The sequence below is a fragment of the Mesorhizobium sp. P171375 genome (assembly GCF_057786075.1).
The window spans coordinates 6,164,983-6,180,670 of the sequence record NZ_JBYNWF010000001.1; the positions used below are offsets into that span (position 1 = coordinate 6,164,983).

Sequence of the window (15,688 nt, forward strand, 5' to 3'; positions counted from 1 at the left end):
CCGCGCCATCATGCCGGGAACTGGCAACCGGGCGTCGAGCGCGAAAGAGCAAGCTCTTCCGCATTCATCTCGGCCTCGATGCCATCGAACAGCGGCGTCGACATGTAGCGTTCGCCGGTATCGGGAAGCATGCACAGGATCACAGAACCGGCAGGCGCCGTACCGGCGATCTGGCGCGCCACGGCGAAAGCCGAGCCGCCGGAAATGCCAGTGAAGATGCCCTCTTGCTGCGCCAGCGCCTTGGCCCATTTCATGCCCTCCGGCCCCGCGATCGGCATCACCTCGTCATAGAAGTTGCCATCGATCGCTTCCTGCAGGACGTTCGGAATGAAGTCCGGCGTCCAGCCCTGGATCGGGTGCGGCTCGAAGGCCGGATGGCTGGCAGCCGGCGCGCCGCCTGCGCCACGCACCTGCGGCTTGCCGCTGCCGACAAGCTGTGCGTTGGCGGGCTCGGTCAGCACGATCTTGGTCTCGGGCCGCTCACGGCGCAGCACGCGCGCCACGCCGGCGACAGTGCCGCCGGTGCCGTAGCCGGTGACGAAATAGTCGAGCCGCGAGCCGGCGAAATCGTTGACGATCTCGCGTCCCGTGGTCGCCTCATGGATGGCGGCGTTTGCCTTGGTTTCGAACTGGCGGGCCAGGAACCAGCCATTGGCTTCGGCCAGTTCCACCGCCTTCTTGTACATGCCGAAGCCTTTTTCGGCGCGTGGCGTCAGCACCACCTTGGCGCCCAGCATGCGCATCAGCTTGCGGCGCTCGACCGAAAAACTGTCGGCCATCGTCACCACCAGCGGATAGCCCTTCTGCGCGCAAACCATGGCGAGGCCGATGCCGGTGTTGCCGCTGGTCGCCTCGATCACGGTCTGTCCTGGCTTGAGCGCGCCGGTGCGCTCGCCTTCCTCGATGATGTTGAGCGCCAGCCGGTCCTTGACCGACGCAGCCGGATTGAAGAACTCTGCCTTGACGTAGATGGTGGCGTGCGCCGGGCCGAGATTGTTGACGCGTATGACCGGCGTGTCACCGACCGTGTCGAGAATGCTGTCGAACAGGCGGCCGCGGCCGGCCGTGGTTCTGATTTTCTGCTGATGCAACATGGATGAACTCCTGGTTTGCTCACGGACCGGTTACACACCGGCGGTTTGGGCGGCGAGATTTCGACACCTTGCCGCACTACAGGTCTTTGACGTGCCGCAATGTGGTAAACCCCACATCCGGCGCGCAAATTTGCAAAGCCGGGTGCACTTTGTCGTGTTCGGTGATAAAGCAGGGGCCGGCGGGCCAGCGTGGGAGAAGGCGTGGTATCCGACGTGGAATCGAGCGTGGAGAGCAGCCGTCAAGGTCTTAGCGTGCGCCTGTTTGGGCCGCCGGCGATTGCGCGCGACGGCGTCCCGGTGGTCCTGCCGGCATCGCGCAAGTTGCGCGCGCTGCTGGCCTATCTGGTGCTAGCGCCCCACCCGGTCGGACGTGGCAAGCTGTGCGAATTGCTGTGGGATGTCCCAAATGACCCCAGAGGCGAGCTGCGCTGGTGCCTCAGCAAATTGAGGGCTGCTCTCGACGAGCCGGGGCGCCGCAGGATCGAAACCGCTGATGATACGATCGCGCTTGATCTCGACGGCATTTCGGTCGACGTGCTGGATGTCGCGGCGGCGACTGCCGCAGGCATCGAAACGCTCGACCCCGAGCGACTGCAGGCGCTGTCGAAGCTCTTCGCCGGTAACTTCCTGGAGGGGCTGGAGATCGACCGCAGCCCGCTCTTCAACAGCTGGCTGACCGCGCAGCGCCGTCGTTTCGGATCCTGCCACGCAGCCATCCTGGAACATCTGGTCAAGACGCTCCCGGCCGATTCCGAAGACGTCTCCTCCCATCTCGAAAAATGGTTGGAATTGACCCCGTTCGACAGCTGCGCCCACATCGCGCTCCTGGAAAGGCTGGCGCGGCGCGGCCAGTTCGGCGCCTGCGAGGACCATCTGGCAGCAGCAGCGCAGCTGTTTCAGTCGGAAGAGCTGGATTTCGGCCCGGTGCGCCAAGCGTGGCTGGCCATTCGCGCGGAACGTCACTGCGCGACTTTGCCGGCACAGCCGGCAACGGTGCCGGCTGCGAAACAGGCGCCGATCATGCTTGCCGGTGCCGAGCCCTCGACACCGCACAAGGCCTCGCTTGCCGTGATGCCGTTCGCCGAAGACGCCGGCAGCGGCATTCGCGGCGGGTTGGCCGACGGCTTTACCCACGACATCATCACCCGCCTGGCCAAGCTCAGGGATTTCTTCGTCATCGCCCGTGGCTCGGCCTTCGCGCTGGCCGAGAAAAACATCGCGCCGGAAGATGCCGGTCGCCGGCTGAATGTCGACTATGTCGCCACCGGTACGGTGCGCAGCGTGACAGGCCGCCTGATCGTCACCGTCGAGCTTGTCGAGGTGCGCACGGCCAGGATCGTCTGGGCCGAGACCTTCGAGCGCAGGCCCGACGACCTCTTCGCGATCCTCGACGATATCGGCAACAGCATCGTGGCCTCCATCTCATCCGAGATCGAGACGGTCGAGCGCAACCGCGCCATGCTGAAGGCGCCCAATTCACTCAATGCCTGGGAGGCCTACCACCGGGGCCTCTGGCACATGTATCGCTTCACCCGCAGCGAAAACGACCTCGCCCGGCATTTCTTCGATATAGCCGTGCAGCAGGATCCGACCTTCGCCCGCGCCTATGCCGGCCTGTCCTTCACCCATTGGCAGAGCGCCTTCCAGCGCTGGGGCAACCGCGACCAGGACAGCGCGCTCGCCTACGAAGCGGCCGGCCAGAGCCTGTTGGTCGACGATCACAATCCGGCCGCGCACTGGGCTATGGGCCGGGCGCTGTGGCTGCGCGGCGAAGGCAACGCGTCGCTTGTCGAGCTGGAAAGAGCTGTCGATCTCAGCCCCAATTTCGCGCTTGGCCACTATGCGCTTTCCTTCGTGCAGTCGCAGTCGGGCGACCCGCAAGCCGCGATCGGGTCGTCGGATCACTCGCGCCATCTGTCGCCGTTCGATCCGTTGCTGTTCGGCATGCTGGGTGCACGCGCCATGGCCCATGTCCGGCTGGGCCAGTTCGATGATGCGGCGCATTGGGCGCTCAAGGCCGCGGCCCGCCCCAATGCCCATGTCATTATCCTGTCGATCGCCGCCCATTGCCTGGCGCTGGCCGGACGGCTCGACGAGGCCAAAACCTTCGCCGCCGCCATCCGCAAGACGCTTCCGGACTACACCACCGACGACTTCATCGGCACCTTCCGCTTCGACCCGGATGCCACTGCCCTCTACAAGCTCGGCGCCAAGCGCATCGGGCTTAGCTGAACCTGCAAAGCAGCCCTTGGCCGCCGTATCAGCCTGTCAGGGAACGGCAACAATCTTCCAGGCCAGCAATGCGATGATGACAATCGCCGCGAACAGCGTTGCCCAGCGATGTTGCCCGAACGCATGCAAGGCAAGAACAACAAGCGCGGCGATGGATGCAGCAAGCGAGCCTTCGATGTAAAAGACTTCCTCATTGCCCGGCGGCGACGCGGTCGCGCCCCCAAGGCGGAAGAACTCCAGGTTCGAGCGGATCGCAATCACGATCAGCAAACCGAGCGCCGCTTGCGCCGCCCGCGGCATCGACAGCCAGGTCAAAATCCGTTTCATCGGTGACGTTGCCGGCCTAGCGCCGCAGCACCGCGCTCAGCACATCGCGTATGCCGATGGCGCCAACAAAGCGCGATTGGTCGTCGAACAGCGCCACGGGCGCTGTCTGCGAGCGGTGCATGGCCAGCATCACTGTCTTCAGTGAGGTGCCCGGAGTGGCCCAGAATACCTGTGCCGTCTCCTCCGGCTGGGCCTCGACATCGACGCACGACACCCACACTGCCGGCTTGCCGTCGCGTTCCGCCGCCGCCACCAGCCCGTGATCGTCGATCTTGAAGCGCGTCGTCTTGCGCCGGTCGAGCCACACCCAGCCGTTATCGCCGTGCTCGAGGTCGCGGCGGTCGCGCATGACGTTCCAGGCGGTCAGCACCGAGAGTGGGTTCACGTTGGCGATGAAGTCGCGGACATAGTCGTTGGCGGGCCGCAGCACGATGTCTTCCGGCGCGCCGGTCTGCACGATGCGGCCGCCTTCCATGATGGTGATGTGGCTGCCGATCTTCAGCGCCTCTTCCAGATCGTGGCTGACGAAAATGATGGTCTTCTTCAGCTCCGCCTGCAGCTGCAGCAATTCGTCCTGCAGCTTGGTGCGGATCAGCGGATCGAGCGCCGAGAACGGCTCGTCCATCAGCAGGATCGGCGCCTCGGTGGCAAAGGCGCGCGCGAGGCCGACGCGCTGCTGCATGCCGCCGGACAGTTCATGCGCGTATTTTTTCGACCACTGGTCGAGATTGACCAGCTTGAGCTGCTTGTGCACGCGCTCCTTGCGTTCTGCGTCCGGCACGCCGGCGAGTTCGAGGCCGAGGCCGACATTTTCCTCGACCGTACGCCATGGCAGCAGGCCGAACTGCTGGAACACCATCGCCACCTGCTTCTGGCGCAGCCGCCGCAGCGTCGCCTGGTCGCAGGTCACGACATCGACGATGTTGTCGCCGTCCTTGACCAGCACCTGGCCACGCGACACCACGTTGAGCCGGTTGACGGCTCTGAGAAGCGTCGACTTGCCGGAGCCCGACAAGCCCATCAGCACGGAGATTTCGCCCTCATGCACGGTCAGGCTGGCACCTGCGCAACCCAGCACATTGCCCGTCTTTTCGAGAATCTCGGCGCGCGTGGCACCGCCGTCGATCAGCGCCAGCGAACCGGCCTGATCGGACCCGAAGACGATATCGACATTCTTGAAGTCAACGGCGACGGTCATTTCTTGCCTCCAACGCCGATACGCGTCATTCGGTCGAGCACAATGGCGAGCACGACAATCGCCAGGCCGGCTTCAAGGCCGAGGTCGATGCGGCGCGAGCCGAGCGCGCGGTTTATTTCAGTACCGAGGCCGCCGGCGCCGATCAGCGCTGCGAACACCACCATCGACAGCGACAGCATGATCGACTGCGTCAGGCCGGCCATGATGGTCGGCAGCGCTGACGGCAGTTCGACCTTCCACAGCAGCTGCTGCTTGGTGGCGCCAAACGCCTCGCCGGCCTCGATGATCGACTTCGGCACCGAGACGACGCCGAGATGGGTGAGCCGCACCGCGGTCGGGATGACGAAGATGATGGTGACGATGAGGCCAGGCGCATTGCCAAGGCCGAACAGGGTCAAGACCGGGATCAGGTAAACGAAGGTCGGCAGCGTCTGCATCAGGTCGAGCACCGGCAACATGACGCGGTAGACCTTCGGCTTGTGCGCGGCCCAGATGCCGAGCGGCACGCCGATGGCCATCGCCATGGCGGCGGCGGCCACGACCAGCACCAGCGTCTGCACCGTCTGCTTCCAGAGGTTCTGGTTGATGATGAAGATCAGGCCGAGGAACACGCCGATGGCCAGCGGCCGCGAGCGCTGCAGCAGCCAGGCAATGATGGCAACGACCAGCGCCAGCAGCACCGGCGGCACCATCAAAAGGATGTCGACCAGTCCGTCGAGCAGGAAATTGAGGCCGTTCGAAAAAGCCCTGAACACAGTGTCGAAATTGTCGGTGAGGAAACCGAAGAAGGCCTTTCCCCAGGCGCCGATCGGTATCTTGTGATCGACCATGAATTTCGAAATCGGATCCATATCGCCCCTCTCATGCGCGAGACCGCCTGCCCCCGGCCTCTGCTGTCGTTACGTCATCTTCTCACAGGATATGAAAAAGGGCAGCCTTTTCTAGATTGGCTGCCCTTCCTGGTTCGGCTTTGCCGAATTCAGTCGGCTCAGCTTCCGAGCGCGGTCTTGACCGCTGCGGCCGCATCGCCGCCATCGAAGGTGGTGACGCCGGCAATCCACGGCGCAACCGCGTCAGGGTGCTTCTTCAGCCAGTCGGCTGCGACCGTGTTGGCGTCGCCGCCTTTCAGGATCGCGTCCATCATCTCGCCTTCCATGTCGAGATTGAACTTCAGGTTGGCGATGAACTTACCGGCATTCGGGCATTCGGTGGTGTAGCCCTTGCGCACATTGGTGTAGACGGTGGCGGCGCCGAAGCCGCTGTCGCCCATGCCGTCGAGATAGGTGATCTTCATGGCGCCCATCACCGGATGCGGCGTCCAGCCGAGGAAGGCGATCCACTCATTGTTCTTCATCGACTGTTCGGCCTGCGTCAGCATGCCGGCTTCCGAGGATTCGACCAGTTCGAAGCCTTCGAGATTGTCCTTCGGGTTCTTGATCATGTCGAGGATGATGCGGTTGCCGTCATTGCCGGCCTCGATGCCATAGATCTTGCCGTTGAACTTGTCCTTGAACTTGCCGATGTCGGTCAGCGACTTGACGCCGGCATCGGCGACATAGGTCGGCACGACGATGCCGTAGCCGGCGCCGGTCAGGTTGGTGCTGATCGTCTCGACCGAACCGTCGGCGGTATAGTCCTTGATGTCGTTGGTCATCGACGGCATCCAGTTGCCGAGGAAGACGTCGAGATCCTTGTTCTTCAGCGACGCCATGGTCACCGGCACCGAGAGCTGGATCGTCTGCGGCTCGTAGCCGAGCGCGGTGAGCAGCACCGAAGCGACGCCGGTCGTGGCCTGAATGTCGGTCCAGCCGACATCGGAAAGGCGCACCGCCTTGCAGCTCTCCGGATCGCCGGCAAGGGCTGCGCTTGTGGACAGGAAAGTCGCCAGACCGAGGCCGGCGACGAAGGTGTTCATACGCGACATTGATAGTCTCCCATTGTGATTCTTTGGCGAAGCGTAGTTACGGTTTCTTTGCCCGCCTTGTTTCGTCAGCCAAACACCATTCTGGTGTGGTTTCAAGCGCTAAGGCAATCACGATCAACGGCGCGGGCTGGCCAAACAGCGACACGCCTGCCGCTTTTTCGATGGCAGACGGCTTTTCCAGTGAAATGCTGCGGTGCCCCCTCCCCGCGGCAGGACAACTCGGCTTAAAAGGACGGCATGGCCAAGCTTTACTTCCACTATGCGACGATGAACGCCGGCAAGACGACGATGCTGCTGCAGGCGTCCTACAATTATCGCGAACGCGGCATGACGACGATGCTGTTCGTCGCCGGCCACTATCGCAAGGGCGATACCGGGCTGATCTCGTCGCGCATCGGCCTGGAGACCGAGGCCGAGATGTTCCGCGATGGCGACGATCTCTACGCTCGCGTTGCCGAGCATCATGAACACACGACCGTGCATTGCATCTTCGTCGACGAGGCGCAGTTCCTCGAGGAGGAGCAGGTCTGGCAGCTTGCCCGTATCGCCGACCGGCTGAACATCCCGGTCATGTGCTACGGCCTGCGCACGGATTTCCAGGGCAATCTGTTTTCCGGCTCGCGTGCGCTTCTGGCCATTGCCGACGACCTGCGCGAAGTGCGCACCATCTGCCGCTGCGGCCGCAAGGCGACGATGGTCGTGCGTCTCGGCCCTGACGGCAAAGTGGCGCGGCAAGGCGAACAGGTGGCGATCGGCAAGGACGTCTATGTCTCGCTCTGCCGCCGCCACTGGGAAGAGGAAATGGGCCGCGCCGCGCCCGACGACTTCATCGGCTTCACCAGAGGCTGAACGGCCAGGGCAACATGAGAATTCTCCAGTTCACAGTCGATTGCCCGTTTCCGCCGGTATCCGGCGCCGAGATCAGGAACGCCGCGAATGCGCGCGCCTTGGCATCGATGGGCGAGGTTCTGACGGTAAGCCTAACTGGCGCCCCGGCGCCTTCTCCACCGCCGAATATCCGTCACCGGATCATCGAGGCGGCGCGCGGCAGAGGTCTCTGGGGCAGGCGCAGCCCTCACCCGACCGTGCATATGATGCCGGACGACGAACTGGCTGAAGCCGACGCGATCTGGAGAGAATTCTCGCCCGATCTCGTGGTGATCGAGGAGATCCCACTGTCGCAGCTGCTGACGCTGGCGCCGAAGCATCGCGCACGCACCGTTCTTGACCAGCACAACATCGAATCCCGGACGGTCGCCGACCGGATCGCCGGCCTGACGCTGTGGCAGCAAATTCGAGGCTGGCGCCAAAACGGGCGCAAGAGGGCGCAGGCGCGCGACGCCGACAGGCGTGCGGCTGCCATGGCCGATCAGGTCTGGGTCTGCTCGCCGACCGACGGCGCGCTGCTGTCCGCTCTCGGCCCCGTCGGCGACGTCAGGCTCATCGCCAACCCCATTCCAGACGAGAGTGTGCTTTCCCTGCCGATTGGTGCCGAGCGGTACCGTGAACTCAGCCTGTGCTTCATCGGCCATCTCGGCTATTTCCCCAACATCGACGCCGTCAAGCAGATCGGACGCGGGATGGTGCCGCGCCTCACCGCCTCCGGCCGGCCCTGGTCGATCACCGTCGCCGGCAGGAACCCGCGCGACGTCGTGGGTGGTTTATGCACCAAGCATGGTCTGCAGCTGATCGAGAACCCACCGCATCTGCCGGAATTGCTTGGCCGTGCCGGTTATGCGCCGATCCCGCTGCGCTTCGGCGGCGGAACCCGCATCAAGGTGCTCGAGGCGATGGCGGCGGGCCTGGTCGTCTGCGCCACCGAGAAGGCCGTCGAAGGGCTCGGCCTGCAGGCGGGCAGGCATTTCCTGTCGAGCAACGATGCCGGCGAACTGGCGTCGAAAATCGTTGATCTCGCGAAACGCCCGCAAGCGGCGGCCGAGATGGCGGAGAGCGGCCGCACCTTCGTGCGTGACAACCACTCATCGGCAGCAATTGAAAAAGCGATCCGGCAGGCAATCGCGGAAATGCCGCTCCACCGAACGGGATAAGACCGGTCTTGCAATCCAGCCACCATGCGGCGTTTGTTAAGGCCCTGCAGCCTATTTTGCCGGCAGCCAGAGCCAGCCGGGGACCGCCATGCTTAGAGCCATTTCGTCAGCACTTGTCATTTACTTAGCCGGTATCGCGGCCGCGCAAGCCGACGGCGATGCTGCGCTGGGCAAGAAGGTTTTCTTCAGATGCATGGCTTGTCACGAGGCGGCAACCGACCGCGACAAGATTGGCCCGCATCTCCTTGGTATCGTCGGCCGTACGGCCGGCACAGCCGAGAATTTCAACTATTCGCAGGCCATGAAGGATGCCGGCGCCGCCGGCCTCGTCTGGGACGAAGCCAACCTCAAGGCCTATCTCAGCGCCCCCAAGCTGAAAGTACCCGGCAACAAGATGGCCTTCTCCGGCCTGACCAGCGACGAGGACATTGCCAACGTCATCGCCTATCTGAAGGCCGATCCGAAGCCCTGAACGGCTGGATGCGTACCGCGATGGCGATGGCTTTGGCCAGCTGTCTCGCGCCTGCAACCGGTTGAGTTCTCTGTCGAATTTCAGGACGTCCGCACCGGCCGAGATCGGCTGCTTGCCAACATCAAAGTTCAATGACAGTTGAACAATGCCTGGCCGACTGGTTATTCACGCCATGACCCCGCCTTCATTGACTTTCAAGACGATGACGGATTTTTTTGTTTTCGGGGCGGGTCTTGTCTTGCGTCTTTCAATCCCCGGATGCCCCACATATATTCGCCGCTGTTCGCAGCCAGCGACCGGAAGCCGAAGCGGGAGGCCCCTATGGCGACATTGCAGAATTTCGATGCCGAAATTGCCAAGACCAGGCAGGTCGTGCAGGACATGCGCAGCAAGATCGAGCAGTCCGGCACCGTGCTTGATACGCTGGCCACCGCCGACAAGAAGATCGGCGATGCCAATTTCGACATCGAGAATGCCCGCATCGAGGATGTGCTGAAACAGCAGAAGGTGATGGAAGGCAACATCGCCGACCTGATCATCGGGCTGGAAGACGCCACCAACGTCTTCGGCGCCGAATTCGAGAGCATGAAGAACTACACAGGCTGGGAAAGCTTCGTCGGCGTCTTCTCCGCGCAACGCAAGCAGCGCATGCGCACCGACCGTGTCCGCAACATGTCGCTGGCCGGCAATCTGCAGGAGCTTCTGGTCAAGTCGGATACAATCGTCGGCATCCTGAAGGCGCAGAAAGAGGTCCTCGACCAGCGCTACAAAACTTCCGAAAATAGCCTGTCGCAGGTGATCGAGCGCCGCAAGGTGACAATGACCAACCTCGAAGCGGTGCAGAAACGCATCGAGGAGGTCAACCCGCTGCTACTCGACATCGAGAACAAGATCGCGGCCTCGACCAGCCAGAAGGAGCGCACGCAGCTTGAGGGCGAGCGCTCGAAACTGGCCACCGAATACAATGAAAAGCAAGCCAAGGAGCAGGAATTGCTGGCCGAGAGCCAGACGCTGGAACGCTATACCTCGATGTTCCAGACCTTCGTCGATTCGCTCAACAACCAGATTGCGGCGCAGTCGACGCTGATCAACAAGCTGACCATCGATACCGAACAGCGCATCGTGCTTTACAAGGCCCTGGAAGATTCGCTGAAGACTGCCGCCCAGCAGGACGTCGCCCACAAGATCAACACGCTGGGCAGCCAGGTCGACAACACCGCCGAAGAGACCATGGCCGGCATTGGTGCCGCCTCGCAAAAGCACATTGGCGATCTCCTCGAAATGCACGAGAAGAACATGGTCGCCAGCGCCGACATCCAGCGCCGCAAGAAGCTCGCCGACGATGCCTTCGCCCGCCGTTTCGACGACGTGATGAAGAAGCACAATTCGGCCAACTACGTGCAGTCGTAAGGAGCGGCTGCACGCGAGCACACCCGGCATGACTCCCGAAAACGAAGCGGCGGCGCGCTATTTTTCCGCCATCACGGCCGCACTCAGCGGCCTTGAAGTGTTCATGCGCGACGACCGCTCGCCGCTTTACCGGCACGGTATCGTTGCCAAGATCGTCGCCGAATACATTGCCCGGCTGGACAAATCGTTCTCCTGCTGGCGCAACCGTCTCGGCTTCATGGACACGTTCCGCATTTCGCGCGCCGACAGCGGCTATCCCGTCTTCCAGAACCTGCTCGAGCTGGAAAACGATCGCCGCCAGGCCGACGCGCGTCTGGCCAACATCCCGCTCGCCGGCGAATTGCGCGAGGAAATGGCCGACTTCATTCTGCGCCACAAGGAGTTCCCCGAGGCGCTGCAAAAGTCGATGGCCGAGCGGCTCTATCTTGAAGACGTCAAGAGCGAGCAGACCTTCGGCCCGTTCTCGCTGGCGCAGACGGCCAAGGTCTCGGTCAATCCAAAAACCTTCCGGCCTTATTACCTCGTCCACTGGGCGACATTCGACGGCAGCGCCAACCTGCCGCTGGTCTACATGGTGACGGTGGAGGATTCCTCCGAAGCCATGATCCGCCAGCTTGTCGACAGCAACGGCAAGCTCAACGAACAGGTCGACATCCCGCTGCCGGTCGACGGCCTGCTCAACCCCGAGCTTGCCCATCGCTTCGACGATTTCACCGAGAAGAATTCCGCCTACACGCTGTCGCCGGCGACGATTGCGGTCAATCTCGACAAGGATTTCGAGCCGCTGCACCCCAAGCAATTGCGCCGCGTCGTGCTTGGCCCCTTTTATTCCGCAGGGATTACCGACAACAATTCGACGGTGACCGAGGTGCTGGCCAAGGTGCGCAAGCCCGAAAATGCCTGGCTGCTCACCTGGACCATCCAGGAGGTCTATTCCAAGGGCGAGAAACCCGGCCGCAAGGGCCTGTTTTCCAGCGAGAAGACGACGCAGGAATTCTTCATCAACACCGACGATCTCGAAGCCGCGCGCCAGGGCGTGTCGAGCTACGAGAACCACGCCCTGATCCCGCACGAAGCCTACCAGGCTCTCTACGCCGCCGGCGAGGCGCAGAAGATCTTTTCCGGCTACAAGGTTCACATCCTGTCCAACGGACAGGTCATCTCAGACGTCTGACCGTCACACCACGGAGCATCCTTCATGGACACCGGCCTGACCACCATCCCGGAAGCCGCGATCGAAAAGCACCGCGCCACGGCGCAGAGCTTCATCACCCGCGTCGTCGTGCTGGAAGACCCTTCGCGAGAATCCGGTACCGCGCTTGCGGGCACCAATCGCCGCTTCGTCTCGACCGTCTCCGTTGGCTCGGTGCGGCGCACGCGGGAGGTCGAACTGACCAAAACCGTCGCCGCCATCCATCCCGACGACCAGCTGATGAGCATCCCGCAGCACACGCTGTTGTTTCGCGCCCGGCGCGGCCTGGCGATTTCGCTCGCCATTTCCGATGTCTTCGCCGAGGGCTCCGATCTTGAAAGCCTGCAGGCCAAGAACACACGCGCGCCGCTGGAAGGCGACGAAGCCGCCACCTTCAAGAAGCTTCTGTCAGCCTCGGCTTACGTTTCAGCCTTCAGTCTTGCCTCCTATCTGTTCCAGCTGATCGACAGCGACGGCGAGGCGCCCAACGATATCCCCGAGCCGGACTTCCTGTTCGACACGCCGCAGGATGCGGTGAAGTCGATTGTCGCCGGTCTCGACAAGGCGATTGCCGGCTCCAAGGACGATGGCGATTTGACCACCCGGGCGCGCGCCTTCGCCCGCGTCGCCATTGACGGGCTCTTAGCCCGCAAAGGCCGCTTCGATGGTATCGGCCCGTTCGAGGACGCTCATATCCGCATCGATGCTGACGATTTCACCCTGGACGGCTTCGACGTCGCGCCGGGCAAGCGCTCCAAGCCGCTGGTGATGACCTTCAAGAAGCCGGAAGAGGTCGTCGGCAACCACATCGCCAAATACCAGTCGGTCAAGCTCGCCAAGATGCTGATGGCCTATGATTTCGAGCGCGAGCTGAATCCGTTCGTCGAACTCGGCGGCTTCCTCTTCACCTTCATCGGCGACGGTGCGCCGGGCACCGGCAAGACGACGCTGATCCAGATGATCGCGGGCCTGGTCAACGGCTATTGCCAGGTCGCCGGCTATCCCTTCGCCTATGAGAATTTCGGCGTCGACCAGATTTCGTCCTACCAGGGCAAGTCAGGCCAGAACTGCCGCCAATTCATAAACAATGCCTTGAACCCGCGCGTCATCGGTTTCGGCACCGTCGACGACATCGACCAGGTGGCGGCACGCCGCTCCGACGACCGCGCCTCGGCCGGCCAGCAGGAAATCACCGGCGTCCTGATGGATGCCTTTGCCGGTGCCGGCACGGTGGTGCGTGGCAACTGCTCGTTCGGCATGTTTTCCAACTATCCCGAAAATGTCGACGACGCCCTGCGCCAGCGCGCCGGCGCCCGCTGGCTGGTCGATGGGCCGCAGAGCCGCGACGACTATATCGACATCTTCGTTTTGCTTGCCGGCAAGAACCACAAGATCCCGCTCGGCGACCACAAGCTCTATGCCGCGCAGGAAATCCAGCGTGCTGTGACCGAGGCCTATGAGGAGCATGAGAAGCCGCAGGAAGATGGGCTGATGAAGGTCTATGAGCGCTACATGAAGGAGAATGGCGCGCCGAAATCGATGGCCGACATCGGCACCTATCTGCACCTGATCAAGGACGCCGAGCCGCGCTTCACCGGCCGCGCCATCAAGAACGTCACCGACGCCATCAAGATGCGCGCCATGGATATCGAGTTGCCCGACGACTGGTTCGAGAAACCGGAAGCCTTCATGCACAAGGGCTATGACGAGAAGAAAGCCATGATCGAGGAACTGCGCGGGCCGTTCTCGATGGACATGGTCATGCAGGAGATCAACCGCTACGCCGATTCCGAGTTCCGCTATTCCGACAAGTCCGACGATGCGGCGGTCGAGAAGCTGCTCCGCGATGCGCGGCTGCGCGAACGTGCAGCGCGCGAGATGGAGGAGATGAAGAAGAAGGGGCTGTGGAATGCGTGAGCTTCCTTCCTTCTCCCCGTTCACGGGGAGAAGGTGCCCGAAGGGCGGATGAGGGGCAGCGCTGTGTGTGGAGGAAACGAGCCAAAAGCGGCGAGAGCCCGGCAACTTAGGCAAGTTGAAAATGAAGCTGAAGAGAAACTATGGCACGAACTGCGCGGGCGACGATTGAACGGCTACAAATTTGTTCGCCAGCTGCCGATCGGTCCATATTTCGCCGACTTCGCCTGTCGTGAAGCCAATCTGGTTGTGGAAGTCGATGGAAGCCAGCATGCAAATCGATCCCACGATCGATTCAGGGATGAGACTATGAACTGGAACGGCTGGTCGGTTTTGAGGGTTTGGCACGCCGATGTCCTGACGGGGCGCAAGAGCGTGCTGGATACGATTGTTGCGGCTTTGGATGGTCGGCTCAATCAGACGATGATTGCAGTCGATGTGAAGTTTTTGCCCTCTTCTACGTCGGAGGAAAGATGATGAGCGCTTGCGCCGCCCCTCATCCGCCCTTCGGGCACCTTCTCCCCGTGAACGGGGAGAAGGAAAAGTGACCCCCGCCAAAAAACCCGACCTGCTGCGCGACAACGAACTGATCTACGGCCGCCTACTCGCCGTCGATGAGTCGCACCTCATCCAGCGCTACAACAAGGCGCTTGTTGCCTTCGGGTCGAAGCCGACCAAACTAAAGAGTTTCCAGATCGACCGCACCGGCTTCTCGCCCGAGGTGGCCGAGGAATGCGGCGACTACGATTATCTCGATCCCAATGAGGTCAACCGCCGCTTCATCATCCTGACGCCGTCGCAGATCGACCTGCCGGTGGTGCACACCGCCTTCTCCAACACCTCGCAGCTGATGTTTGAGTTCATGTCCAAGAACCAGCGCGCCATCGATGCGCTGACCATCAAGGACGTCATCTACGGCGAGATCGAAGATTCCGTCCCCGTGGTCAACGACATCGAGGATCTGCTGTCGATCAGCCAGGTCGAGTTCAAGGTGCTGTCGGCCGAGGACGTGCTAGGCAAGGCCGCCGAGCTCGGCAAGCTTGTCGACCGGCTGAAGCAGGAGCCGGACGCCTGGCGCGATAGCGCCATGCTCAACCGCATGGTGGAGCTGGCCAAGGTCTGCGGCGATATCCGCGAAAATGCGCTGGTGCCCGACCAGGTGATCTTCCGCCACAACGCCTACTGGACCAGCCATTTCGGCGGCGTCTACGTCTTCGTCGACCCCGATATGACGACGGTCATCGGCGACCCGGCCGCACCCGGCTTTCGCCGCTCGCGGCCCTGGCAGGTCAGCTACCTCTCGATCAACGATGCCGACAAGGTGTTCAAGTTCCTGGCCTCGACCGGCCGCATCGAACTGCCGCGGGCGTCATGGGTCGAAAGCTCGGGCTATCTCGAGCATCGCGCCGAGATGGTTGTGCGCTCCCTGATCCGTGACACCGAACCGAACCGCAATTTGACCGATGTCGACAAGGTCTGGCTGCAGACCTGGATCCACGGCCATGCTGATCTCATCACCAGCGACGGCAATTTTCCCTTCCTCAACGCCGCCAAGCGCGAAATCGCCCAGCTCGGCCATCTCAAGATCGAGGATGTCGCGCCGCGCCAGCGCTTCCTGGTCGTGCGCGGCAAGCCCGACCATCCCGATGCCTGGCTGACCAACCAGCTGATCTCGGATTTCGTACCGCAGGACTTCGTCTCGCGCTACGTCTTCAACAAGCCCGGCTTCTACAAGGACTACGATGGCTACAGCGACGCCTGGCGATCGCATGTTGTGGACGTTCTGAAAACCACATATTTGAAAGACAAGGTGGCGTTTCGCACGCGCCTTTACGGCTTGACTGACTAGAACGAAATGAGCCGTCATTTCGTTCTAA

General features: G+C 62.3%; 14 protein-coding genes. 9 read left to right on the forward strand and 5 right to left on the reverse strand.

Going from position 1 to position 15,688, the window contains the following annotated elements; genetic code table 11:
* Positions 1-8: 8 nt before the first annotated feature.
* On the reverse strand, positions 9-1,094 hold the full coding sequence (locus tag ACYHH6_RS30160) for a PLP-dependent cysteine synthase family protein (protein WP_352588351.1): 1,086 nt from the start codon (positions 1,092-1,094) through the stop codon (positions 9-11).
* A 201-nt stretch (positions 1,095-1,295) separates the two neighbouring features.
* Between ACYHH6_RS30160 and ACYHH6_RS30165 the strand changes: the two genes are divergently transcribed.
* Positions 1,296-3,326 (forward strand): transcriptional regulator, encoded by a 2,031-nt coding sequence (locus tag ACYHH6_RS30165; protein WP_352588348.1) that lies wholly within the window; start codon positions 1,296-1,298, stop codon positions 3,324-3,326.
* Between the two features lie 36 nt (positions 3,327-3,362).
* Here ACYHH6_RS30165 and ACYHH6_RS30170 read toward each other — a convergent pair whose 3' ends face one another.
* From ACYHH6_RS30170 to ACYHH6_RS30185, 4 genes are all read right to left on the reverse strand, one after another.
* Positions 3,363-3,653, reverse strand: coding sequence for a hypothetical protein (locus ACYHH6_RS30170; protein WP_162712078.1), 291 nt, complete (start codon positions 3,651-3,653; stop codon positions 3,363-3,365).
* Positions 3,654-3,669: 16 nt separating this feature from the next.
* Positions 3,670-4,851 carry a choline ABC transporter ATP-binding protein gene (choV, locus tag ACYHH6_RS30175; protein WP_203277150.1) on the reverse strand — a complete coding sequence of 394 codons (1,182 nt, stop codon included), beginning with the start codon at positions 4,849-4,851 and terminating at the stop codon, positions 3,670-3,672.
* Positions 4,848-5,702, reverse strand: coding sequence for a choline ABC transporter permease subunit (gene choW / locus ACYHH6_RS30180; RefSeq protein WP_352588345.1), 855 nt, complete (start codon positions 5,700-5,702; stop codon positions 4,848-4,850). The genes choV and choW overlap by 4 nt, the downstream gene beginning before the upstream one ends.
* A gap of 137 nt (positions 5,703-5,839) precedes the next feature.
* The gene (locus ACYHH6_RS30185; protein ID WP_352588342.1) at positions 5,840-6,775 is read right to left on the reverse strand and encodes a choline ABC transporter substrate-binding protein; all 936 of its coding nucleotides are present in this window, start codon (positions 6,773-6,775) and stop codon (positions 5,840-5,842) included.
* Between the two features lie 237 nt (positions 6,776-7,012).
* Between ACYHH6_RS30185 and ACYHH6_RS30190 the strand changes: the two genes are divergently transcribed.
* The 8 genes from ACYHH6_RS30190 (at position 7,013) to ACYHH6_RS30225 (ending at position 15,660) form a co-directional block, all read left to right on the forward strand.
* Positions 7,013-7,624, forward strand: a complete 612-nt coding sequence (locus ACYHH6_RS30190) for a thymidine kinase (RefSeq protein ID WP_112561118.1) — start codon at positions 7,013-7,015, stop codon at positions 7,622-7,624.
* Between the two features lie 14 nt (positions 7,625-7,638).
* On the forward strand, positions 7,639-8,823 hold the full coding sequence (locus ACYHH6_RS30195) for a glycosyltransferase (RefSeq protein ID WP_352588339.1): 1,185 nt from the start codon (positions 7,639-7,641) through the stop codon (positions 8,821-8,823).
* An 88-nt stretch (positions 8,824-8,911) separates the two neighbouring features.
* Positions 8,912-9,295, forward strand: coding sequence for a c-type cytochrome (locus ACYHH6_RS30200; RefSeq protein ID WP_352588336.1), 384 nt, complete (start codon positions 8,912-8,914; stop codon positions 9,293-9,295).
* Positions 9,296-9,616: 321 nt separating this feature from the next.
* Positions 9,617-10,705 (forward strand): hypothetical protein, encoded by a 1,089-nt coding sequence (locus tag ACYHH6_RS30205; protein ID WP_352588333.1) that lies wholly within the window; start codon positions 9,617-9,619, stop codon positions 10,703-10,705.
* 28 nt (positions 10,706-10,733) lie between these two features.
* Positions 10,734-11,879, forward strand: coding sequence for a hypothetical protein (locus ACYHH6_RS30210; protein WP_181061309.1), 1,146 nt, complete (start codon positions 10,734-10,736; stop codon positions 11,877-11,879).
* Between the two features lie 24 nt (positions 11,880-11,903).
* The gene (locus ACYHH6_RS30215; RefSeq protein ID WP_352588330.1) at positions 11,904-13,814 is read left to right on the forward strand and encodes an AAA family ATPase; all 1,911 of its coding nucleotides are present in this window, start codon (positions 11,904-11,906) and stop codon (positions 13,812-13,814) included.
* 48 nt (positions 13,815-13,862) lie between these two features.
* A complete protein-coding gene (locus tag ACYHH6_RS30220; RefSeq protein ID WP_352588327.1) occupies positions 13,863-14,288 on the forward strand; it encodes an endonuclease domain-containing protein in 426 nt (141 codons plus the stop codon).
* A gap of 67 nt (positions 14,289-14,355) precedes the next feature.
* A complete protein-coding gene (locus tag ACYHH6_RS30225) occupies positions 14,356-15,660 on the forward strand; it encodes a DUF6638 family protein (RefSeq protein WP_352588324.1) in 1,305 nt (434 codons plus the stop codon).
* The last annotated feature ends 28 nt before the right edge of the window (positions 15,661-15,688 follow it).